The organism is Sporosarcina sp. P34 (assembly GCF_002743375.1).
In the GTDB taxonomy this organism is placed as follows: domain Bacteria; phylum Bacillota; class Bacilli; order Bacillales_A; family Planococcaceae; genus Sporosarcina.
In genome coordinates this window covers 138,611-161,814 of record NZ_PDZC01000003.1, presented here as the reverse complement: position 1 = coordinate 161,814, position 23,204 = coordinate 138,611, and the positions used below count along the sequence as shown (strand labels likewise).

Sequence of the window (23,204 nt, the reverse complement as noted above, 5' to 3'; positions counted from 1 at the left end):
TAATTACTCGATATTGCCGCTTAATAGCTTGGCATATGGAGAATCCGCTGGCAGGATGATCATCGTTTCGTCATCCACGACTTTCGTATAAGACTGAAGTGTTCTATACAGTTTGTAGAATTCTGGGTCTTTTGCATACGCCTCGTTATAAATTCTAGCCGCTTCCGCTTCACCTTGCGCAGTGACGATCGCTGCTTCTTTTTTCGCTTTGGCTAACATTTCCTGAACTACACGATCTGTTTCTGCTTCAATCTTCTGCTTCGCTGCATCCCCTTCAGAAAGGTAGGATTGTGCAGTCGAATCACGCTCTGAAATCATTCGTGTGTAGATAGACTGTTCGTTTTCTTCAGGTAAATCAATGCGCTTCATGCGAACATCCACTACTTTAATGCCATAATTCCCATCGTCCAAAAACTTATTTACTTTGGCCGTCACATCGTCATTCAAGCTTCCGCGTGAAGAGTCTTCATCATTGACCACATTGACATAATCTAGACGTCCCATTTCATTACGGACTACAGAATAAATGAATTCTTCCATTCTAGCTTCGGCATTGACAATATTCCGTGCATTGGAAATCATTTTAGCTGGATCTGTAATATGCCATATTGCATAATTATCAATGATGATCCGTTTCTTGTCTTTTGTATTAATTTCTGCTTCTGATACGTTAGAAGTCATTCGATTTTTCGGCAACGTACTCACACTTTGAATAAATGGTATTTTCATATGCATTCCGGGCTTTTCAATAATTCGCGTTATTTCACCGAACTGACGGACGACCCGGTATTCATTTTCTTTAACGATAAATAAGTTGGATAACAGAATCACAAGAATCGCAAAAACGACTGTTAACGAGATAATGAGTTTTGTATATTTTTTCATATCAAACGCTTTTTTCGGTCGCATTTGCGTAACTTTGGGATCCGCATCTGGTTTCTGAGAATTTCTTTTTTGGTCGGTTTCCCCCATCTTCTTCAGGGCATCTTCTATCTTCTTGAAAGGGTTTTGTTCGTTACTCATGAAGCTTTCCCTCCTTTTTCAGCCGACTTATCCTTTTCTTCCGTTACAGGCGGCTGATCTTTTTGCAGCTGTTGGAGTGGTAAATACTTCATCGTTTCTCCGCTGTCGTTCATAATATACAGATTGGCTTTAGGTAACACTTGCTCAAGCGTCTCAATGATCAAACGCTCACGGGTGATATCTTTACTTTTCGCATATTCATTATATAAATCACTGAATACCGCTACGTCACCACGTGCCTGTTCGATACGTGCTGTCTTTTTCCCTTGCGCTTGGGATTTAATTGCGTCACGTTCACCAATTGCTTCTTTCGTTCTTTGGTTCTCATACTTTTTCGCTTCGTTAATCTTCGTGTTTTTCGTTTCGCGCGCATCGGTTACAGCCGTAAATGCTGCACGTACTTCTGCATTGGGTAATTCAACGTCTTGCAACTTCACGCCTTGTACCGCTATACCAATATCATATTTTTCTACCAAACTAGTCAATAACTCACGAGTCTTTGCTTCAATTTCTGCTTTCCCATCCGTTAGCGCCGCATCAATTGTGGAACTACCGATGACAGAACGTATCGAAGCGGATGCCGCATCCCTCAAGATTTCAATCGGGTCTTCTGCATTGAATAAATACTTCTTCGGATCGACTATACGCCACTGCACTGTCAGATCAGTCAGCACGATGTATTCGTCCCCAGTTATCATCTTTGTTTCCTTATCAACGATTTCACCTGACTTATCTTGTTTGTAACCGAAATGAATACTGTACGTTTCTTTTGATAAGATTTCTGTTTTCTGAATCGGCCAAGGTAATTTAAAATGTAGACCAGAGTCCGTCACAGGTGCGCCAGCTTGACCGAATGAAATGACAACAGCTTGTTCAGATTCGTCTACGGTGTACCACGTAGTAAAGACGATCAATAAAAGTAATAAGCCGGTGACAAACAAGCCTAGTGTCACCAAGATCCTCTTTGAGCTCATATCTGTTCCCCCTTTTCTATGTATGACTACTGTACGGAACAGTAGACGAGTAAGTTTCATTTTTCTATACTACATTTGTTCATCAATAGGTAAATAAATACGAAAAACAGTGCCGACACCCACTTCACTGTCCACTGTGACAGTGCCTTGATGCGCTTCAGCAATGTGTTTTACAATCGCTAGACCCAATCCAGTACCCCCCGATTCCCTGCTTCTCGCACGATCTACGCGGTAAAAACGTTCAAATAAACGCGGTAACTCTGAAGACATGATGCCAATCCCTTGATCGCGAACCATGATTTCCACGTTTCCTTCTATTTCTTCTACAGAGACCGTCACAATCGTTTTCTCTTGTGAGTACGAAATAGCATTATTCAATAAGTTCACCATGACTTGCACTAAACGATCATGATCTGCAGGTATGATTAATTGATCTGGCATATGCAAATCGATCCGCATATCTTTTTCCTGCACTCTTGCCTGAACGATTTTGATGGATTGCTCGACTACTTCAATAATATCTACAGGCTCTCGTGTAATTTCAAAGCTTTCACGTTCCATGCTGGATAATCGCAATAAATCTTCAATTAATAATTGCAGGCGATTACTTTCTTTATACATAATCTCTAGAAAATCTTTCTTCACCACAGGATCTTCCACCACACCGTCAAGCAACATTTCTGAAAAACCTTTAATCGACGTAACAGGTGTTTTTAATTCATGAGACACATTCGCCACGAAATCTTTACGTATTTGTTCAAGGCGGACCAACTCTGTAATATCATGCATAATAATAACGATTCCGAGCCAGTTGCCGTTTTCACCTATAACAGGCGCGCCGTATACTTCTAAATGACAGATGCCTTCTTTAAGTACTACTTGAGATTGGAATGAACGTACTTCCTCTGTTAAAAATATGTTTTCAATTTCTCTTTCAATATCTGCTGGCAAACCGATATCTTTAAACGTTTTTCCCATTAGCTCTTCTCCATCGCGATGGAAGGTTTCTTCAAACACGCGATTGACCAAGTTGATTGCACCTTGCCTGCCAAACATCAATAGACTGCTACCAATGCTACTGACCAATGTCTTTAAGCGCTCTTGTTCCATAGCGCGAAGTGCAGAGTTTCCTTGTAATTTCTGCGCGACTTCATTGAGGGAATTCGTCAGTTGATGATTGATTTCCGAGTCTTCATTATGCGCTCGCGCCTGATAATTGCCTCGAGCCAATTGATGAATAACATCTGTGAAGTGATCAATCGGCTGAACATACTGCTGAAGGATTTTTGCCATAACAAACATCGTGACAACAAATACTAAAACGAGTGTAAATAATAAGTAGACCCAATAGGTTTGTTGTATTGTCGCGTCCACATTTTCTCCAAATAAATGAAAAAATTGTCCTAAGATAATTCCTAGCACAATTAATAGAATGGATAAAATGATGGCGGATGCAGTTAAGATTCGTTTGTAATAGTACTTCATCTAGTTTTGCTCCCCGAACTTGTAACCGACGCCTCTCATCGTTTTAATATAGCGCGGCTTCCTCGTATTTTCTTCGATTTTATCGCGCAGATGGCTCACGTGCACATCCACAATTCTAGAATCTCCTGCAAATTCGTAATTCCAGACTGCCTGTAGCAACTGATCACGAGAGAACACGCGATTTGGATGCTTCATGAAATAAACAAGCAATTCAAATTCTTTAGGCGTAAATTCCAACGGCTTTTCGTCCAAGTATACTTCCAAGCGTTCGGGATACACTGTCAGCTGTCCTGCAACCAATTTCTTTTCCTGCACATGGTTGCGCTCTCCTGTACGCCTAAGAACAGCACGAACTCTAGCTGCCACTTCACGGGGACTAAAAGGCTTGGTCATATAATCATCGGCACCCATTTCTAAACCAACGATTTTATCCATCTCTTCCCCTTTAGCAGTTAACATAATAATAGGCGTTTCAATATTCTCTTTTCTCAGCATACGACAGACTTCTAATCCGTCTATTTTCGGCAACATTAAATCTAGAATAATCAAATCAGGTTGTTCGTCTAATACTTTTTCCACGGCTTCTTCGCCGTCATTTGCAAGTACTGTCTTATAGTCCGCTTGCTGCAATGTGAATTCAAGCAGTTTTCGTATAGATTGTTCATCTTCCACAATTAAAATCTTTTGCTGTTTAATTCCCATCCGACGATTCCTTTGTTTGTGTCAGTTTGACAGTAAGCTTTTGTGGAGCGATCACTACTACTTCCCCGCTCATAATTCGTTCGCCTTCCTGATCGGTTGCATCTACTTGGATCGTTACTTGGTTTGACTGGACATCAAGCTTCGTCACTTCCAGAACGAATTCAACTATCGAGTAATGATAGACCGGTTTAGGAAAATGCAGTTGCTGATTGATTATATGTGCGCCTGGTCCCGGCATATGTTTCGAGATGGCGGCTGTCACGATACCCGTCAACATAATGGGTGGGACGATCGGCTGTCCATATATCGTCTCCGCTGCATAATCATGTTGCAAATAAAGCGGATTGGCATCATTCGTCAATCCTAGGTATAGCATCAAATCTTTATCTTCTATTTTCTCGGTCAAGTGTAACCTTTCACCGATTTCTAACTCTGTGATATCTTTCCCTATCAATTTCCGTCTACTTTTCAACAAACAAACCCCTCCTATATTTCTAAAGTCATCTTTGAAAAAAAGCTGAAAATTACTTCAATAATTAAATTATAACAATCCACCTAAGAAAAATCGAGCTAACGAGAAAAAAGATCGGACGGCTAGACAGCTGTCCGATCCCCAACCTATAATTTTACGATAGAACACTCATTACTGTACGTACAGAATCAGCGGACTTTTGAAGACCCATTTTCTCATCGTCAGTCAATTCGAGCTCTATAATCTTTTCAATACCGTTCGCACCTAATACAGTCGGAACGCCTAAATAAATACCATTCATACCATATTCGCCCTCTAGAAACGCAATTGAAGGTAATACACGTTTTTGGTCTTTCAAAATAGCTTCCGTCATTTCAACTAAAGCAGCAGCTGGCGCATAATATGCAGAACCATTGCCTAATAGATTGACGATTTCAGCTCCACCTTTACGTGTACGTTCTACAATCTCTTCCAGACGACCAGCAGAGATCAAGCTTTCAAGAGGCACACCGCCAGCAGTCGAATAACGCACTAAAGGCACCATATCGTCTCCATGGCCACCTAAAACGAATCCTGTTACATCTTTCACGGATAGATTCAATTCTTGCGCGACAAACGTTCGGAAACGAGCTGTATCCAGTACACCCGACTGACCAATCACACGTTCTTTAGGGAATCCGGATTCTTTATATACAGTATACGTCATGGCATCCACTGGATTCGTTAGAACGATAATCTTCGTATCAGGAGAATACTTTACAATTTCAGCTGTTACGGACTTCATGACTTTTTGATTTGTCTGTACTAAGTCGTCACGGCTCATTCCAGGTTTACGCGCAATACCCGCAGTAATGACCACTACATCCGAATCTTTTGTGTCTTCGTAATTGGATGTACCGATGATGTTGGCATCAAACCCCTGAACCGGACTAGCTTCCAACATGTCCAATGCTTTGCCTTTCGTCGGATTTTCCATTGATGGAATATCCACGATGACGACATCGCATAATTCTTTTTGAGCTAAAAGGAATGCAGTTGTTGCTCCAGTAAAACCAGATCCGATAACCGATACTTTTTTACGCTTCAATGACATGTAAAACTCTCCTTTTTCAGAACAAGATAGTAGAAAGAGGGGGATTCTCATCCCCCTCCTGCGTCATGCTTATAGGTTTTTGATTAGTTCGTCTGCAAATCCAGAAGTGCTTACTTCTTCCGCATTGTCCATTAGACGTGCGAAATCGTATGTCACTACTTTAGATGCAATAGATTTTTCGATAGAAGCTGTGATTAGATCAGCCGCTTCGTTCCAACCAAGATGTTGAAGCATCATAACACCTGATAGCAATACGGATGAAGGGTTAACTTTATCCAATCCTGCATATTTCGGTGCTGTACCGTGAGTTGCTTCAAAGATCGCATGTCCAGACTCGTAGTTAATGTTCGCTCCCGGTGCGATTCCGATTCCGCCTACTTGTGCAGCAAGCGCATCAGAAACATAGTCACCGTTCAAGTTCATTGTAGCTACTACGTCAAATTCTTTTGGACGAGTCAGGATTTGTTGCAAGAAGATATCTGCGATTGCATCTTTTACGATGATTTTGCCTGCAGCTTCTGCATCAGATTGTGCTTTATTCGCAGCATCTGTTCCTTCAGCGTCTTTAATACGATCATATTCTCTCCATGTGAAGACTTTGTCGCCGAATTCTTCTTCAGCCAACTCGTATGCCCAGTTCGCGAATGCGCCTTCTGTGAACTTCATGATGTTTCCTTTGTGTACAATCGTCAAAGACTTACGACCTTCTTCAATCGTATAGTTCAATGCTGCACGAACGAGGCGCTTTGTGCCTTCTTCGGAAATTGGTTTGATTCCAAGTCCTGAAGTTTCAGGGAAACGAATGTTTTTAACACCTAACTCGGTTTGAAGGAAGTTAATTAACTTCTTCACTTCGTCAGAACCTTCTTGGTACTCGATTCCAGCATAGATATCTTCAGTGTTTTCACGGAAAATAACCATGTCACAATCCTCAGGACGTTTTACAGGTGAAGGTACTCCTTCAAAATAACGAACCGGACGCAAGCAAGTATAAAGATCTAGTTCTTGACGTAGTGCTACGTTCAATGAACGGAAACCTCCACCGATCGGCGTAGTAAGTGGTCCTTTAATCGCAATTAGATATTCTTTAATTGTGTCAAGAGTTTCTTGTGGAAGCCAGTCACCAGTTTCGTTGAATGCCTTTTCTCCTGCAAGAACTTCTAACCAATTAATCTTCTTTTTTCCGTCATAAGCTTTTTCAACAGCTGCTTCGATTACGCGTGAAGCTGCATGCCAAATATCCGGACCTGTGCCATCGCCTATAATGAAAGGAATCGTTGCATGATCTGGGACGTTTAAAACACCGTTAGTTACTGTAATCTTTCCTTCGTTAGCCATTATTGATATCCTCCTGAGTTCAAAATCAGTGGGCCGGTATACGAGATACCGCCCCACGAATTTACTATTTTTTATCGTTCATTGATTGGAACATACTTTTGCATGCCTGGTCCAACATACTCTGCACGTGGGCGGATCAAGCGGTTGTTTTCGTATTGCTCCAGGATATGTGCAATCCATCCTGAAAAACGTGAAACAGCAAAAATAGGTGTGAAAATATCATGATCGATGTCTAATGAATGATATACCGAAGCGGAGTAGAAATCAACATTTGGAGGCAATTTCTTTTCTCCAGTGACAATTGCTTCGATCTTTTCAGACATATTGTACCACTTTTCTTCACCACGAAGAGCAGTCAATCGCTTAGACATTTCACGTAAGTGCTTCGCACGTGGATCACCTTGACGGTATACTCGGTGTCCGAAGCCCATGATTTTTTCTTTATTAGCCAGTTTTTCACGAATATACGACTCGACCTTATCTTCGTCGCCGATCTCCATTAGCATATTCATAACCGCTTCGTTTGCACCGCCATGTAAGGGGCCTTTAAGAGCGCCAATCGCAGCAGTAACGCCAGAATACATATCAGATAGAGTTGCCACACAAACGCGTGCTGTGAACGTAGATGCGTTCAATTCATGGTCTGCGTGTAGTACAAGTGCTTTATTGAATGCTTCTTCAGCGATATCAGCAGGCTCTTCCCCAGAAAGCATGTAAAGGAAGTTTGCCGCATAGCTTAAACCTTTTTTAGGTGCTACTGGCTCTTGTCCTTTTCTGATACGCGCGAATGCAGTAACTACAGTGGCAACTTTAGCTTGAAGCTTAACTGCTTTATTGTAGTTTTCTTCTGGTGACATATCTTCCGCTTTTTCATCGTATAATCCCAGAAGCGAGATTGCTGTACGAAGTGCCGCCATCGGATGCACTTTGTCGATTGGATACGTTTTAAAGTGGTCAAGAACCCCTTGTGGAATTGCTGCGTTATCTTCTAGCTGCTGTTTCAATTCAGCTAGTTCCTTTTCGTTTGGCAAACGTTTATGCCAAAGTAGATAAACTACTTCTTCGAAACTAGCATTTTCTGCTAAATCATCGATACCATATCCTACGTATGTAAGAGTGTCATCGATAATGGAACTGATTTGAGTTTGTGCTGCCACGATACCTTCCAAACCTTTTGTTGCTGTCATGATATTCGCTCCTTCTTCCCAGTTTGGTCATCTCCCTGAAGCGGAGTGCAGAAACGATGACCATCTGCTAATTATATTTTATCTAAAACGCTTACAATGTCCATTATAAGCAACTTAAACGGTTTTGTGAATGGTAAAGATGTTTTTATTTATTATTTTACGAAAGGAATGGACAAATTCGCATGATATCCATCGACTCCAAAAACTTCCAAACCTATGCCCGTCAATGGTTACCGGCTCTATTAATCATAATTTCTCTCATTGTGATTCCACCTGTTGGATTTGCGATAGTTTTCGCTTTCTTCACTGCTCCGCTCATGAATTCTTTAATAGCCCTTACAAAAATGCCGGCTTTTTTAGCTGCTTTACTCATAATGGGGATGCTTGCCTCTTTAGTATACACCTTCCTCTTCCTATCAATCAATGGATTGATTTCTGTCATTTGGACAATGGAAGATCAATTAGGTGTAATTATTGAAATGATGGATAGTCAAGGATGGAACTTACACGCGGCTGCAGAACAATTTATCCAACTAAGTCATGAAGCGATGGAGGGGGTCATTAGTTTACTACAAAAGACTTTCCAGCAGATTTTTAGCACATTTTTATTTATTACTGCGTACTTTTTCGCTTTACGAGAAAGTGCTACCAATCGTTTTTGGTTTTTAGTGTACTTTCCTAAAAACTTCAGACAGGTAGCACGCAGGATTTTTGAAAGGTCAAGCCGTTTGATGGGACATTTCTTCTCCGTTCAAATTCGACTATTTATCATGACGTTTATTCTAATGGCCGCCGGTTTTTGGCTTCTCGATTTCGAGTCATTTGTAACTAAAGCATTTTTGATTTCATTAGTCGATAGTATTCCGTTTCTTGGAATCGGTCTCGTGTTTTTGCCGATGATTGCCTTTTCCTTCTATATTGATGACATGCATTCGGCTATTGGCTTAGTCGTTTTGTATATCGTGTTACTTGTATGCAGGCAGATGGTTGAATCCATTTTGTGGGCACACACCTTTAAATTACGCACTGTACATTCATTTGTTATTACTGCTTGCGCTGTTTATTTATTCGGATTATACGGCATCATGTTTTTACCATTCTTCCTCTTTATTGCGTTAAAAGTTAAGGAATATCCTACGTTTACATAACTCGGATTTGACCGTTACGTATTTTATTGTAAATCCACTTGACGATAAATGGGTACAATATTTTACGTGGGCCACTAAACAACAATAATAATCCCATAATGTCTGTAATGAAACCAGGTATTAGCAATAATAAACCACCTAGTAAAATACACACGCTATCTACTAATGCTTTACCAGGAGTTTCTCTATTGGCCATACGGACCTGTAAATCACGCCATGCACGAAGCCCTTGTTTCTTCGCAAGATACGCGCCACCAATTCCTGTTATGATAATAATCAAAATCGTAGGCATGATACCGAGCGTTTTGCCTGAGACCATTAATAAAGCCAGTTCAGTAGTCGGTACAATAACAAATAATGCTACTAACCATTTCATATAGTGACCTCCAAAAAGACCGCTTTCTCTTTACGAGAAGCGGTCTGTATGTTTTTACAATACTTTTGCGTGACCGTTGTAGATCACACCACTCGCTGCGTCCATTGTAATATCACTGCCATTTTTAATAACCGATGTGATATTTTCCACTCCTACGATAACAGGTATACCAAGACTCAAACCAACCACTGCGGCGTGACTAGTCAAACCGCCCGTTTCAGTAATGATACCTGCGCAGCGTTCGAGCGCTGCAAACATATCACGGTCTGTAGAATGCGTAACAATAATGTCGCCTTCTTTAATTTGTGTCAATGCTTCTTGTGAATTCTTGATGACTTTCGCTTTACCGAAAGCAACGTTTTTGCCGATGCCTTGTCCACGACCGATTAAATCACCGATTACATGTAATTTCATCAAGTTCGTCGTACCCGCTTCACCAACTGGTACCCCCGCTGTAATGATGACTACATCTCCATGTGTTACATATTGATGTTTTACACTCTCTTCGACTGATTCCTGAAGGATCCCGTCGATGTCGAGCGCTTTCTTTCCAACGATTGGATACACTCCCCAAACTAGCGTCAGCTTATTGGAAACCACTTCAGAACGTGTAACCGCAATAATTGGAACACCTGGACGGTATTTTGCGATCATCGTCGCTGTTTGACCACTTTCAGTTGGTGCTAAAATTGCTTTTACATTCAAGTTTAGTGCTGTATAAGATGCTGCTTGTCCGATTGCCTCTGTAAGATTTCCTTCTTTTTCTCTCGTTCTTGTGGAAACGACAGAATGGAAGTCCATAGATTCTTCAGTAGAGAGTGCGATCTTGCACATAATTTTTACGGATTCGACCGGATATAAACCAGCCGCCGTCTCACCCGACAGCATGACAGCATCTGAACCATCCAAAATCGCATTGGCGACATCGCTTGATTCCGCACGTGTAGGACGTGGGTTTCTCTGCATAGAATCCAACATTTGAGTGGCTGTAATAACTGGTTTACCGTATTGGTTACATTTACGAATCATCATTTTTTGTACTAAAGGAACTTCTTCAGCTGGAATTTCTACTCCTAGATCTCCACGAGCAACCATCAGACCATCAGATAATTGAAGGATTGCATCGAGATTGTCGACACCTTCCTGATTTTCAATCTTCGGTACGATATGGATATGTCCACCATTATTATTTTCCAATAGTTCACGGATTTGAATGACGTCAGATGCACGACGTACAAAAGAAGCCGCGATAAAATCGACACCTTGTTCAATACCGAACAAAATATCTTCTTTGTCTTTATCCGTAATTCCCGGCAATTGAACGGAAACATTCGGAACGTTAACACCTTTATTATCTTTTAATGGACCTGCGTTGATCACTTTCGTGTGAATCAAACCTTTTTCTGTATCTTTACCTGTTACTTCAAGTTCGATTAACCCATCATCAAGCAGGACAAATGAACCACGGTCCACGTCATGAATTAACTTTTCGTAGGTAACTGAAAATGTTTCAGCAGTGCCGAGTACTTCTTGCATCGAAATATCTACTGCTTGTCCACGCACCAATTCGATTTGACCGTCTTTCATTTTATGCGTCCGTATTTCAGGACCTTTCGTGTCAAGTAGAATTCCTACTACTTTTCCTTTTTCTGCTGCTGCTTTGCGGATTCTTTCAATACGTACTTTATGCTCTTCTTGGGTGCCATGGGAGAAGTTTAGACGTGCAACGTTCATCCCTGCGTCAATCAGCTTTAGTAGTCCTTCATATGATTCACTTGCTGGGCCGATTGTACACACAATTTTTGTCTTTCTCACTACTTATCGCTCCTCTGTGTCATGTCGATTCTGACTAATTAGATAGATAATGTTTCTGCTAAATCTACTAATGACAAATCCAACTTTTCTCGTTTGATAAAGACTTCCTCTAAGTTATAGTCTACCACTTTATGATTTCTCATACCAACAGCAGAACTTTTCTTTCCGGACAATAATGTTTCAACAGCTCTTGCACCGTATTGACTGGCAATTACCCGATCGCGTGCAGATGGCGAGCCGCCTCGCTGCATATGTCCTAAAATGGATACACGGGTTTCAATACCCGCTTCTTTTTTTAGGAGTTCTGCCAGTTGCGTGGCAGACATCATACCTTCCGCTAATACAATAATACTGTGCTTTTTCCCACGGCTCGTACTGCTCTTAAGACGTTCAACAATAGCGTGTATGTTAAATGGCTTCTCAGGTATTATAATGGATTCAGCACCGCCACCAAGACCCGCCCATAACGCGAGATCACCCGCGTCACGACCCATTACTTCAATAATGAAAGAACGTTCATGAGATGTTGCAGTGTCTCGGATTTTATCGATTACTTGGACTACGGTATTCAATGCAGTATCAAAACCGATCGTAAATTCTGTCCCGGTAATATCGTTATCAATCGTAGCAGGTACACAAGCACAAGGAACACCCAATTTCACAAGTTCATTGGCTCCTTTGAACGAGCCATCTCCACCAATGACGACCAATCCTTCAATTGCATGAAGCTTGATTTGCTCCATTGCTTTGGCACGGCCTTCTTCGGTCATGAACTCCGGACATCTTGCAGATCGCAATATCGTACCGCCACGCTGAATGATATCCCCGACTGAACCAAGCTGGAATTGCTCAATTTTACCGTCAATCAATCCTTGATACCCATTGAACACACCGGAAACTTCCACCCCTTCAAAGAGCGCTTTCCTGACTACGGAACGAATGGCCGCATTCATTCCCGGCGCATCGCCACCACTTGTTAAGACCGCAATTTTTTTCATGTCGATCCCATCCTTTAATTATGTCTTGTATGTACGAGCAAAAGATGCGGTTGCCCGCATCTTTTATTCCGAAAAGACGCCAATACTCCGGAATTTATTATATCGATTATCGATCAATTCATCTGATGTCAATTCGCCTAATGTTTTCAGTGATCTTCGTAGTGTGCTACGGATTTCCAACGACTGTTTATTAGCATCGCGATGCGCTCCGCCAAGTACTTCAGGAATGATTTCATCAATAATATTCATTTCTTTCAAATCGGGTGCAGTGATTTTCATCGCTTCTGCTGCTTGTTTAGCCAGTGATGAATCTTTCCACAAAATAGACGCTGCACCTTCCGGGGAGATAACGGAGTACGTAGAGTTTTCAAGCATATGAATATGGTTTGCCACACCCAGAGCCAGCGCACCTCCACTTCCCCCTTCTCCAATAACGATGGAGATAACAGGGACTTTCAAACCTGCCATTTCAACTAGATTCCGTGCAATTGCCTCACTTTGTCCTCGTTCCTCTGCCGCTTTACCTGGATACGCACCTTTTGTATCGATGAAACAAATAATAGGACGATGGAACTTTTCCGCTTGCTTCATTAGGCGAAGCGCTTTACGATATCCTTCGGGGTGCGGCATACCAAAGTTTCTTTTAACATTTTCTTTCGTGTCTTTTCCACGCTGATGGCCAATGATTGTAATAGGCATTTCTTCAAATGAGGCGATTCCACCGATTATCGCTTCATCATCTCCAAAGTTGCGATCTCCATGAAATTCGATGAAGTTTTCGAACAAACGAGTAATATAATCCATCGTCGTCGGTCTTTCAGGGTGTCGGGCAACTTGCACACGATCCCAAGGCTCCATACTTTCATAGATTTCTGTTTCCAACTTAACTAGCCGATTTTTTAAATTGACGATTTCAGATGAAAGGTCTACGTCATTGACTGCGGTATACTCTTCTAGTTCATTAATTTTTTCACGCAGTTTTACGATAGGTTCTTCAAATGCAAGTGTTTTACTCATACGAGTACAGCCCCCTTTCGTGCGTGAAGCTTCAAGATTTTATTCATTTCTTCTGGCATATCATTGCGATGAACTACCGCGTCCAATTGTCCATGATTCAATAAGAACTCCGCTGTCTGGAAATCTTCAGGCAGCTTTTCACGTACGGTTTGTTCAATTACCCGACGCCCTGCAAACCCGATCAAAGCTTTTGGCTCTGCTAGATTAATATCGCCAACTGAGGCAAAACTCGCAGACACGCCACCTGTAGTTGGGTAGGTCATGATGGAAATGTACAACAACCCTTTATTGGCATGTCTTTCAAGAGCAACACTCACTTTAGCCATCTGCATCAGACTAATTACACCTTCTTGCATACGGGCACCACCACTTGCGGAAAAAATTAACATAGGAATACCTAATTCCGTAGCTTTCTCTACAGCTCTGGTAATTTTTTCGCCAACTACTGAACCCATAGACCCCATTCGGAAATGTGCATCCATGACTGCAACGGCTACTTGTGATCCTTGAATATTTCCGACCCCAGTCAGTACAGCCTCATTTAAACCTGTTGCTTGTGCATCAGCTTCTACTTTTTCTGTATAAGAAGGGAAATCTAGCGGATTCTCTGTTTTCAAATGATCATCCAGTGATTCAAAGCTACCCTCATCAAATAAGTGATCGATTCGCTCTTGTGCTGTCATCTTATAATGATGCTGGCAAGAAGGGCAAACCTTACCATTCTTCAACAAGTCCTTCGTCAATATTACATGCTTGCACTCCGGACATTTCGTCATAATTCCTTCTGGCACATCTGCTTTACTTTTGGCAGAAGGCATTGTATGTTGGTCTACTTTTGATTTCTTTTTAAATAATTGTTTGATACTCATTTTGTTTCCCTTCTTTCTCCCTCAACTTGATCCATCCATTTTTCATAACAAATTAAGGCTTTTTCCTTATTACCTGCCATCATTTCATCCAGCAGATCATGCACTATAGCTATTTCCTCATCAGCCTCAATGGCTATATCAAAAGAAACACCGCTATACTGTTTTAGTAAAAACCAAATTTTTAAGGAGAGTCGATTTTCAGTAGCGACAATGGTTTCGCGCACCATATCTTCACGTGAAAACACTGAATCTCCTTCTCTCAACCTACTTTGCATGCCTACCCAAACAGGAAGCTTGCGCAATTCTTCATTTTCTGTGACTGTTGTAATTGCAGCCCGCTCATGGATCATCCTTGTATCCACTACATCTTGGATTGAACGTGCTTGCTGCATAATAAACGTCGAGAGAACTTCCACTAATTGATGTTTTTTGAAATCGGATAGGAATGTCCCTTCGCCTCGCCTCGTCTCAATGAGGCCTAGCAATTCCATACTTCGCAACGCTTCGCGTACTGCGGTTCTACTCACTTGTAGCTTTTCTGCTAGGTGACGTTCAGATGGTAACCTATCGCCGTATTCGATTTTTTGTTCGCTAATCAGTGATTGTAGTTCTCCGATAATATCCAAAAAACGCTTGGATGATGATTGTGAATTTTGCATGAGGAGAACTCCTTTTTCATACCTTCAGCAGAGTGGTCTGACCACCCTGCATACAAGCATACAAAAAAGTCGGCACCACGTAAAGCAATATCGTGAAATTACAAGTGTTTTTATTTCGTCATTTTTCTTACCGACTGAACGCTCACTTACTAAAAAGTCGAAGTATGGTCAACCGTGACGTGAATTGCGTCATGATTGACCAGAGAGACTATACTTGTATGTTTTATTCCGCCGAAAAATGGAGCGGCAACAACTCTTCTACTATCAGTTGAACAGATTGATTTCGAAAATCTATGCTTCCTGAAATTTGAACAAACGCTCCATCATGTAAGTGGACGCTGATCTGTGCGTATTGTTTCGGAAACAACGTACAGGAAACTTCACCAGTCTCATCTTGTAACGTAAGAAATGCCATCGCTTCGCCTTTTTTGGTACGAATCCGCCTGATCGACAAAATAATTCCCAAACAGTGTACGTTAGTTCCTTGACGTAAAGAAACTAGAGATGTAATAGTCACTAGTTGACTGGATGCATTTCGCTTCAATTGTTCAACAGGATGCTCGGACAAATAAAACCCTAATGTATCATGTTCAAAACCAAGCTTTGTCATCTGATCCATTGTGCCGCCCGGTGTATATTTAGGTTGCGAATTAAATTGAAACTGATCGCTTAAAATATCGTCGCCTATGAACAACGCATGGGAATGAGCGGCATCTATTGAAGCAAGAAGTACAGAACGCTGTTGATTAAAATCGTCAAGCGCACCTGCTTTAATTAATGGAATGACAGCTTTTTCTGTGAAGTGATCGGCTCCGAGTGCAATTGCCATGTCAAACATAGAAGACCACTTCCCCTTTTCACGCGCTGCAGCCAATTGCTGATAGAAGGCGAAAGTAACCCCCTTTATAGCGCCTAGACCTAGTCGAACCGCATGCCCTTCGACTGTATGTGAATAGCGGCTTTTCGTAACTGATGGAGGTAATATCGGAATACCTTTTGCCTTCATTTCACGAATTACTTCCGTCATCTTCTCTTTACTTCCTGTTAAAGAAGATAAAAATGCTGCGTAAAAATATGTCGGTTCATTTGCTTTAAAGAATGCCAGTCGATAGGAAATCAGGGAATAGGCTACAGCATGACTTTTCGGAAATCCATAGTCCGCAAATTTCACGATCAGATTATAGACGTCGTTTGCCTTCACTTGATCGAACCCTTTTTTACGTGCGCCGGCAATAAAGTGCTGTCGCTCTTCTTCCAATACTTGCTGATTCTTCTTGCTAATCGCTCGTCTAAGGAGATCGGCTTCCGCCATAGTAAAGCCTGCAATATTCACCGCGATTTTCATGATCTGTTCTTGATAAATTATAATGCCGTACGTTTCAGCTAGAATGGGTTCGAGCTCGGGTATGTCATATACCGTCGGCTCTTGTCCATTTTTCCGACGACTATAAAGGGGGATAAACTCCATAGGACCCGGACGGTACAAGGCGTTGACTGAGTAAATATCTTTAAAGTTATCGGGCTGTATCGTTCGGAGAGCGCGACGCATACCAGGTGATTCAAATTGGAAGATTCCCGTTGTATCTCCTGCTTTAAATAGTGCGTATGTTGCTTGATCAGTGAGTGGTATCTGTCCGAAGTCGATGACTTGCTTTTTATTGTATTGAATCATGGCACGGATTCTATCGAGTAGTGTGAGGTTTCGCAACCCGAGAAAGTCCATTTTCAACAAACCGACTTCTTCTACATCTTTCATCGCCCATTGAGTCAAGAAGACTTCATCGGATCCAATCTGCAATGGGACATAATGAACGAGCGGTTTCGCAGCAAGCACGACACCTGCAGCATGGGTTGATGCATTTCTCGGTAAATCTTCTAAACGTTCTGCCGCTTGTTGCCATATTTTTCTTCGGGGCTCCACTTGAATCCAGTCACGTAATTTCTTGGACTGCATGATCGTTTCTTTAAACGACTGTCTACTATTCAATTCATTGGACATGAAGCGTACCTCTTCTGGTGTGAAATCCACCACTCTGGCAACATTCCGAGCAACGGCTTTCGTTGAAAGTGTACCGAATGTAATAATCTGTGCGACATATTGTTTGCCGTATGTTTCCGCCACATAATTGACAACTTCCGTTCTGCGATGATCCGCGAAATCGATATCTATATCGGGCATGGTCACTCGTTCAGGATTTAAGAAGCGCTCAAATAACAATCCGTATATAATAGGATCCACTTCTGTGATACCAAGTGCAAATGCTACTAAAGAACCTGCTGAAGAGCCACGTCCTGGACCTACCAAAATTCCTTCCGTTTTTGCGTAACATACATAGTCTTCTACTATTAAGAAATAATCTGTGAAGCCCATCTGTTCAATAATCGATAATTCATAGCGTAGTCGCTCTTCATACTCTGGCGATAGTGTTGGGAAGCGTTGTTGCAATCCGGTCCGACACTGTTCTTCCAGCATCTCAATGGACTTTTTGCCATCCACTACAGGAAACTTGGGAAGTAAAAAATCTTCTTTCTGGATGGTCACATTACAGGAATTCATAATGTTTTCCGTTGTCTGCAACCATTCCGGATACTCTTTGAACCAATTTGTAAGTTCTTGTTTTTCAGGCAAAAACGCTTGTCGATAACGATTAGGCGGTTTTTTTGAATCATTTAATTTATAGCCTTTCCGAATGGCTGTTGCGACTTCATAAGCTGGAAAGTCTTCTTTATGAAGAAAGCGTGTTTCGTGACAAGCCGCTATGGATAATTGACTTTCCTCACTCAACTGCATGATGGCAGCTTCGTCAGTATGTGCCCCTCCACCCGGCCGGCTGATTCCAATAAATATTGAAGCGTTGGAAACGTTCTCTGTAAGTAACTGCAATACATGTAGAGTGCGCGCATTCGCCCAGGATGAATCAGTCATCGCACATATCATAACGCACCCTTCTCTATAGGCATGGAGCCAATTCAGTGGTAGGTTTTCTTCTTGACGTGTCGAAATAGCACTGCTCATTTTCATTAGATTGGAGAAGCCTGTTTCGTTTTGTGCATATATATATACAAGCACCTCATGATCTTCGACTTCTAACATAACCGACAATCCAATTATGGGGCGGATGCCGTATTTACTCAGCATTTTACTAAATGATCGCACGCCATATAATGTACTATTGACGATAGCAGCAGAAGAAGCCCCTCTTTTTTGCAAAAGAGGAGCCAGTTCATCTAACTTTACGATTCCACGCAATAGATCTGCGCCTGTTATAATTTGCGGATACATCAGGTTCATTTCAATCCCTCAGCTCTGCTTAATAGTTTCTGCAAAGTTCTTGCAGTTTACCGATGATTTCATCTACTTCTGTCCATGAATACGCGGAAGCACCCGACGCTAGTGGATGACCGCCACCATTGTGCTGCATCGCCAATGTATTGATAATAGGACCTTTTGAACGTAAGCGGACACGGATTTGGTTCTGCTCTTCAATAAAGATGACCCACGCACAAATTCCTTTAACCTCTCCAAGTGACCCTACGAGTTGAGACGTCTCCGAAACGGTTACATCGAATTGCTCCAAAATTTCTTTTGTTAATTTAATATAAGCTGCACCATTTTCATCGATCGTAAAGTTTTGGTAGATATATCCTTGCAAATGCAAGATTTTACGATCCATCTCATACATTCCTGCGAATAATTTCGTTCGATCAAACGGTTGCTTGATTAACGAGCTAGCTACTTCAAATGTCTTTTCTGTTGTGCTCGGGAACATAAAACGACCCGTATCCCCAACAATTCCTGCGAATAAAAAACGTGCGGCTTCTGGGGACATTTCCCAATTGTATGAAGCTTGACCTTCTTCATATATTGTATAGATCATTTCCGAGCAAGAACTCGCGTCTGTATTTACCCATCGCTCATCACCGTATGGATCTTCGTTCGGGTGATGATCGATTTTCAATAAAAATGCACCTTTGTCGTAAAATGATCCATCAATACGGCCCGTGTTCGCCGTATCGGTAACGATGACCAAGGCACCTTCATAATCTGATTCAGTCACCGTGTTCGGTTCACCCAAAAAACTTAACAGTTCATCATGCGTTCCAGCTGCGAGTACTTGCTTTTCCGGATAGTTCTTTTCAATAAGTGCTTTCAACCCCATTTGTGACCCGTATGCATCTGGATCAGGCCGGACGTGACGATGAATAATAATTTTTTCGTATTTCTCAATTGTGTCAATGATTTGTCGTTTCATCTATATTCCCCCAGGTTTCTGTACAAGTATTCGCATTTCCTATTAAAAGCCGCTACAATATATAATGAACCTCAACGCTTAGGTAGCAGGTTATTTTGTATGTAATGGGGGCTTTTTTAATGGAAATGGTTAACTTTATTTTTGTTTTTGGTATCGTCGCTTGCGGCGTATTCTATTTTGTTTTCAAAACACGACAATTCCGCACGAGCCATATGTTTCCCATCCGTAAAAAGATGTATGCGAGTTTGGCAGGCACAGCACTTGGCGCCCTATTGATCTTCTTCGGCATCAATCAATTGCTAATTTTCGATGGTCTGCTAACCTATATCGTGTCAGCTATATTCATTTTATTCGGTGGATATGTTGCTATATTTAACTTTAACGCTCAGAAACATTATAAGCAGTTTGTAGCGGAAGAAAGTAAACTAAACCAAGCTGATGTCAATTGACGTCAGTTTTTTTATTTCTCGAAAAGCTGGAAAGTTCCCATAGCTTTAGCAACTATTCCATCGTTCGATATCAATTCGATTTCCAGTTTGATGAATCGGCGACTTGAGTGAATAATCTTTGGTTCCACTGTTACCGATGCACCAAGCTGAACTTGTTTGATGAAATAAATCGTTACGTTCTCCGGCACACTTTCGCCACGTTTTTGAAGCTTAATCGTACGACTACCCGCTTCTGTCAGGATCGTTAGCATCGCTCCGTAAGATAATGAACCAAATTGATTGGTCATCTGTGGCACAACGGAAAACTCGATCTTTTCAGGCGAATTGGCTATAGCTTTCATTTGATTCTTGACAATGTCGTCAATTGTTTCTCCTTGTTGCGGTTGACGTTGAGTCATTTGTAATGCTTTTAGAACATCTTGACGACTGATGATTCCTTCTAGAATGCCCGCATCATTCACGACAGGCATTAGATCAATGCCTTCCCAAATCATACTGTGTCCCGCTGATGCAACACTCACTTTTCCGTTCACCGTAATGGGACCTGGCGTCATGACTTTTCCAACAGTTTCTACATCCGGATTGCTGACGACATCTCGGGACGTAATAATCCCTACCAATGTACCGTCAGATTTTACAACAGGGTAGGCTGAATGCGATGTTTGATGATTCACTTCGTAAAATTGATCGACGGAATCTTCAGGAGATAATGTCACAGTACTGGCAAGCGGTGTCAAAATATCCTCTACCAATAAAATCTCTTTTTCAATCAACTGATCATAAATCGCTCGGTTCAGCATAGTCGCTACTGTGAAGGTATCATAGCTTGTTGATATAACCGGCAAATTCATTTCGTCTGCTAGCTGCTTCACTTCATCAGTTGCATCGAAGCCACCCGTCACGAGGACGGCTGCCCCTGCTTTAATGGCAATTTCATGCGCTTTCAAACGATTTCCTACGATCAGCAAACTGCCGGCATCGATATATCGGATCATATCCTCGAGCTGCATGGCGCCTACTACAAATTTCGTTAATGTTTTATGTAATCCATCACGACCACCTAGTACGACGCCGTCTACAATGTTGATGACTTCTGCAAATGTTAGACGTTCAATATTTTCTTTTTTCTTTTTTTCAATTCGGATTGTACCGACACGTTCAATTGTATTTACCAACTTCTGATTTTCCGCTTCCTTTATCGCACGGTAAGCAGTTCCATCACTGACTTCCAATACTTTCGCGACTTGGCGGACGGAGATCTTTTCCCCCACTGCCAAACTTTCAATATAACGCAAAATCTGCTCGTGTTTAGTTGACATGATTTCACCTTTTTCTTCGACCCGGTTTAAGGTTTCGTCTTTTTGATAATCATACCATAAATTTATCAAAAAAACGGTCTACGACACGAACAATGCGCCGTAGACCGTAATTATTTAGTTTACATTTTACAGTTCGATGATTTCTCCTGGTTTCATTATCTTCACTTCGTGATTCTGTACGAGTGATTTAAAGTCTTCAGGATCTACTTCAATTGGTGGGAATGTATTGAAGTGGATTGGAACGGTTAACGTGGGGTTCAACAATTCAACTGCTTTTGCGGCATCTTTAGGACCCATGGTGAAATTATCGCCAATCGGTAAGAACGCCACATCAATGCCCTCTTCACCATACAGTTTCATATCACTAAATAGCGAAGTATCTCCTGCATGATAAATCACTTTATCTTCAATCGTCAATAGTAAACCAGCGGGCATACCTGTATAAATAATTTCATTATCTGCCGTTGTATAAGATGAACTATGGAATGCCTGTGTATATTTCACGGTACCGAAATCAAACTCGTTTGCTCCACCAATGTTCATTCCATGTGTAGTCAATCCCTGGAATCCAAGGTATACAGCCAATTCATTCGGAGCAACAACTAAGATATCTTCTCTTTTAGCAATATCCATCGTGTCGCCCACATGGTCATTATGTCCATGTGTTAGTAAAATCACATCAGGCTTCTCATCGTCCGCCTGTAGATCCGTTAATTTATTACCTGTAATGAAAGGATCGATTAAAATCGTCTTGCCTTTCGTCTCAATTTTTACAATCGAATGACCATGATATGAGATTTTCACAACGATCACACTCCTCTTTTAAATACCTACTCTATTCTATACCTTCTACAAAATAGCTTAAACCCCTCTTTTTTTGTTATACTAACCATAACAGAGGAGGTAATATGTTGACGAACATTCAAAAAGTACAAAATTTCTTAGCGAAACATGATATTGATGCAGCACTCATAACCAATCCAGACAATATATTTTATCTGACTAATTTCCGTAGTGATCCCCATGAGCGATTACTAGGTGTAGTCGTTTTCAAAGAAGCGGATCCATTTGTCATTTGTCCCGCTATGGAAGTTCCAGATGTAAAAGCAATCGGTTGGAAATATGACGCGATCGGCTATAAGGATACAGATAATGCGTTCGAATTTTTAGATCAAGCAATCACTGAACGGACTTCTACCTTCTTATTACTCGCAATCGAAAAAGAACATGTAACAGTTGATCGTTACGAAATCTTGCAAGAGCGTTTTCCCACTCTACAGTTTGCGAAGTTAGATGATGAACTAGCCAACCAGCGTCTGATCAAAGATGATGTGGAACTTGAGCACTTGCGTAAAGCAGCTGAATTAGCAGACTATGCGATAGAAGTAGGTTGTAATGAAATCGCGGAAGGTAAAACCGAACTAGAAATAGTCCAAGCTGTAGAACAAGCGGTGAAACAAAAAGGCGCAGAGAAGATGTCATTTGATACCATTATCGTTTCCGGTAAGAAAACCGCTTCTCCCCATGGAATTCCGGGTGAAAAACGCATTGAAATAGGGGATTTCGTCTTATTTGATCTTGGGGTTGTGTATAAAGGATACTGTTCTGACATCACGCGTACGATAGCATTCGGTGAGCCTACAGAGGAAAAACGTAAGATTTATGAGACAGTCAAGAAGGCACAGCAAGCAGCAATTGACGTAGTACGTCCAGGTACTTTGGCTAGAGAAGTGGATCTTGCCGCTCGGTCCATTATTGATGAAGCGGGTTATGGAGAGTTATTCCCGCATCGGATTGGCCATGGCCTTGGTATTTCTGTTCATGAATTCCCTTCTCTGACAGCTACCAATGATATGCCACTTCAAGAAGGTATGGTATTTACAATTGAACCGGGCATTTATGACCCAACTATCACAGGCGTACGGATTGAAGATGATCTGTATGTGACGAAAGATGGCGTCGAGGTGTTAACGAAGTTCTCTAAGGATTTGATCGTTGTCGGAGAGTAACAAGAGAGTAAAAAAACT

General features: G+C 41.5%; 21 protein-coding genes. 3 read left to right on the top strand and 18 right to left on the bottom strand.

Going from position 1 to position 23,204, the window contains the following annotated elements:
- Positions 1-3: 3 nt before the first annotated feature.
- From hflC to citZ, 8 genes are all read right to left on the bottom strand, one after another.
- A complete protein-coding gene (hflC, locus tag CSV63_RS06830) occupies positions 4-1,023 on the bottom strand; it encodes a protease modulator HflC (protein ID WP_099695161.1) in 1,020 nt (339 codons plus the stop codon).
- Positions 1,020-1,997 (bottom strand): FtsH protease activity modulator HflK, encoded by a 978-nt coding sequence (gene hflK / locus CSV63_RS06825; RefSeq protein ID WP_099695160.1) that lies wholly within the window; start codon positions 1,995-1,997, stop codon positions 1,020-1,022. Before hflK ends, hflC begins: the two co-directional genes overlap by 4 nt.
- Before the next feature lie 69 nt (positions 1,998-2,066).
- The gene (gene pnpS, locus CSV63_RS06820) at positions 2,067-3,482 is read right to left on the bottom strand and encodes a two-component system histidine kinase PnpS (RefSeq protein ID WP_099695159.1); all 1,416 of its coding nucleotides are present in this window, start codon (positions 3,480-3,482) and stop codon (positions 2,067-2,069) included.
- Positions 3,483-4,184 (bottom strand): response regulator transcription factor, encoded by a 702-nt coding sequence (locus tag CSV63_RS06815; RefSeq protein WP_099695158.1) that lies wholly within the window; start codon positions 4,182-4,184, stop codon positions 3,483-3,485.
- Complete coding sequence (locus CSV63_RS06810) at positions 4,174-4,659, bottom strand: MaoC/PaaZ C-terminal domain-containing protein (RefSeq protein ID WP_099695157.1); 486 nt, start codon at positions 4,657-4,659, stop codon at positions 4,174-4,176. Before CSV63_RS06810 ends, CSV63_RS06815 begins: the two co-directional genes overlap by 11 nt.
- Before the next feature lie 151 nt (positions 4,660-4,810).
- A complete protein-coding gene (gene mdh, locus CSV63_RS06805; RefSeq protein ID WP_099695156.1) occupies positions 4,811-5,749 on the bottom strand; it encodes a malate dehydrogenase in 939 nt (312 codons plus the stop codon).
- A 69-nt stretch (positions 5,750-5,818) separates the two neighbouring features.
- Positions 5,819-7,087 (bottom strand): NADP-dependent isocitrate dehydrogenase, encoded by a 1,269-nt coding sequence (icd, locus tag CSV63_RS06800; protein WP_099695155.1) that lies wholly within the window; start codon positions 7,085-7,087, stop codon positions 5,819-5,821.
- 71 nt (positions 7,088-7,158) lie between these two features.
- Complete coding sequence (citZ, locus tag CSV63_RS06795) at positions 7,159-8,274, bottom strand: citrate synthase (RefSeq protein ID WP_099629657.1); 1,116 nt, start codon at positions 8,272-8,274, stop codon at positions 7,159-7,161.
- Positions 8,275-8,456: 182 nt separating this feature from the next.
- On the opposite strand from citZ, the gene CSV63_RS06790 reads away from it, so the two are divergent.
- A complete protein-coding gene (locus CSV63_RS06790) occupies positions 8,457-9,422 on the top strand; it encodes an AI-2E family transporter (RefSeq protein ID WP_099695154.1) in 966 nt (321 codons plus the stop codon).
- Here the strand turns inward: CSV63_RS06790 and CSV63_RS06785 are convergent.
- From CSV63_RS06785 to CSV63_RS06750, 8 genes are all read right to left on the bottom strand, one after another.
- Positions 9,415-9,798, bottom strand: coding sequence for an FxsA family protein (locus CSV63_RS06785; protein ID WP_099695153.1), 384 nt, complete (start codon positions 9,796-9,798; stop codon positions 9,415-9,417). The two genes, CSV63_RS06790 and CSV63_RS06785, sit on opposite strands and share 8 nt — an antisense overlap.
- Before the next feature lie 54 nt (positions 9,799-9,852).
- Positions 9,853-11,613 (bottom strand): pyruvate kinase, encoded by a 1,761-nt coding sequence (gene pyk / locus CSV63_RS06780; RefSeq protein ID WP_099695152.1) that lies wholly within the window; start codon positions 11,611-11,613, stop codon positions 9,853-9,855.
- 38 nt (positions 11,614-11,651) lie between these two features.
- A complete protein-coding gene (gene pfkA / locus CSV63_RS06775; protein WP_099695151.1) occupies positions 11,652-12,611 on the bottom strand; it encodes a 6-phosphofructokinase in 960 nt (319 codons plus the stop codon).
- Between the two features lie 63 nt (positions 12,612-12,674).
- Entirely contained in the window at positions 12,675-13,628 is a 954-nt protein-coding gene (accA, locus tag CSV63_RS06770) for an acetyl-CoA carboxylase carboxyl transferase subunit alpha (RefSeq protein WP_099695150.1), read from the bottom strand.
- Positions 13,625-14,497, bottom strand: coding sequence for an acetyl-CoA carboxylase, carboxyltransferase subunit beta (gene accD / locus CSV63_RS06765; protein ID WP_099695149.1), 873 nt, complete (start codon positions 14,495-14,497; stop codon positions 13,625-13,627). Before accD ends, accA begins: the two co-directional genes overlap by 4 nt.
- Complete coding sequence (locus CSV63_RS06760) at positions 14,494-15,156, bottom strand: FadR/GntR family transcriptional regulator (RefSeq protein WP_099695148.1); 663 nt, start codon at positions 15,154-15,156, stop codon at positions 14,494-14,496. Before CSV63_RS06760 ends, accD begins: the two co-directional genes overlap by 4 nt.
- 223 nt (positions 15,157-15,379) lie before the next feature.
- On the bottom strand, positions 15,380-18,448 hold the full coding sequence (locus CSV63_RS06755; RefSeq protein ID WP_099695147.1) for a DNA polymerase III subunit alpha: 3,069 nt from the start codon (positions 18,446-18,448) through the stop codon (positions 15,380-15,382).
- Between the two features lie 19 nt (positions 18,449-18,467).
- The gene (locus CSV63_RS06750) at positions 18,468-19,409 is read right to left on the bottom strand and encodes a DHH family phosphoesterase (protein WP_099695146.1); all 942 of its coding nucleotides are present in this window, start codon (positions 19,407-19,409) and stop codon (positions 18,468-18,470) included.
- 119 nt (positions 19,410-19,528) lie between these two features.
- Here CSV63_RS06750 and CSV63_RS06745 point away from each other — a divergent pair, with 119 nt between their 5' ends.
- A complete protein-coding gene (locus tag CSV63_RS06745) occupies positions 19,529-19,858 on the top strand; it encodes a YtpI family protein (protein ID WP_099695145.1) in 330 nt (109 codons plus the stop codon).
- 11 nt (positions 19,859-19,869) lie between these two features.
- On the opposite strand, the gene CSV63_RS06740 is transcribed toward CSV63_RS06745, so the two are convergent.
- Together CSV63_RS06740 and CSV63_RS06735 are read right to left on the bottom strand one after the other, a co-directional pair.
- Entirely contained in the window at positions 19,870-21,177 is a 1,308-nt protein-coding gene (locus tag CSV63_RS06740) for a DRTGG domain-containing protein (RefSeq protein ID WP_099695144.1), read from the bottom strand.
- A 126-nt stretch (positions 21,178-21,303) separates the two neighbouring features.
- Positions 21,304-21,981, bottom strand: coding sequence for a metal-dependent hydrolase (locus tag CSV63_RS06735; protein ID WP_099695143.1), 678 nt, complete (start codon positions 21,979-21,981; stop codon positions 21,304-21,306).
- 107 nt (positions 21,982-22,088) lie between these two features.
- Between CSV63_RS06735 and CSV63_RS06730 the strand changes: the two genes are divergently transcribed.
- On the top strand, positions 22,089-23,186 hold the full coding sequence (locus tag CSV63_RS06730; RefSeq protein ID WP_099695391.1) for a M24 family metallopeptidase: 1,098 nt from the start codon (positions 22,089-22,091) through the stop codon (positions 23,184-23,186).
- Positions 23,187-23,204 lie beyond the last annotated feature (18 nt).

Bases quoted from the DNA above. Each gene is read 5' to 3' on its own strand.
- hflC (WP_099695161.1), bottom strand. From the start codon at position 1,023: ATGAGTAACGAACAAAACCCTTTCAAGAAGATAGAAGATGCCCTGAAG.
- hflK (WP_099695160.1), bottom strand. From the start codon at position 1,997: ATGAGCTCAAAGAGGATCTTGGTGACACTAGGCTTGTTTGTCACCGGC.
- pnpS (WP_099695159.1), bottom strand. From the start codon at position 3,482: ATGAAGTACTATTACAAACGAATCTTAACTGCATCCGCCATCATTTTA.
- CSV63_RS06815 (WP_099695158.1), bottom strand. From the start codon at position 4,184: ATGGGAATTAAACAGCAAAAGATTTTAATTGTGGAAGATGAACAATCT.
- mdh (WP_099695156.1), bottom strand. From the start codon at position 5,749: ATGTCATTGAAGCGTAAAAAAGTATCGGTTATCGGATCTGGTTTTACT.
- icd (WP_099695155.1), bottom strand. From the start codon at position 7,087: ATGGCTAACGAAGGAAAGATTACAGTAACTAACGGTGTTTTAAACGTC.
- citZ (WP_099629657.1), bottom strand. From the start codon at position 8,274: ATGACAGCAACAAAAGGTTTGGAAGGTATCGTGGCAGCACAAACTCAA.
- CSV63_RS06790 (WP_099695154.1), top strand. From the start codon at position 8,457: ATGATATCCATCGACTCCAAAAACTTCCAAACCTATGCCCGTCAATGG.
- CSV63_RS06785 (WP_099695153.1), bottom strand. From the start codon at position 9,798: ATGAAATGGTTAGTAGCATTATTTGTTATTGTACCGACTACTGAACTG.
- pfkA (WP_099695151.1), bottom strand. From the start codon at position 12,611: ATGAAAAAAATTGCGGTCTTAACAAGTGGTGGCGATGCGCCGGGAATG.
- accA (WP_099695150.1), bottom strand. From the start codon at position 13,628: ATGAGTAAAACACTTGCATTTGAAGAACCTATCGTAAAACTGCGTGAA.
- accD (WP_099695149.1), bottom strand. From the start codon at position 14,497: ATGAGTATCAAACAATTATTTAAAAAGAAATCAAAAGTAGACCAACAT.
- CSV63_RS06760 (WP_099695148.1), bottom strand. From the start codon at position 15,156: ATGCAAAATTCACAATCATCATCCAAGCGTTTTTTGGATATTATCGGA.
- CSV63_RS06755 (WP_099695147.1), bottom strand. From the start codon at position 18,448: ATGAACCTGATGTATCCGCAAATTATAACAGGCGCAGATCTATTGCGT.
- CSV63_RS06750 (WP_099695146.1), bottom strand. From the start codon at position 19,409: ATGAAACGACAAATCATTGACACAATTGAGAAATACGAAAAAATTATT.
- CSV63_RS06745 (WP_099695145.1), top strand. From the start codon at position 19,529: ATGGAAATGGTTAACTTTATTTTTGTTTTTGGTATCGTCGCTTGCGGC.
- CSV63_RS06740 (WP_099695144.1), bottom strand. From the start codon at position 21,177: ATGTCAACTAAACACGAGCAGATTTTGCGTTATATTGAAAGTTTGGCA.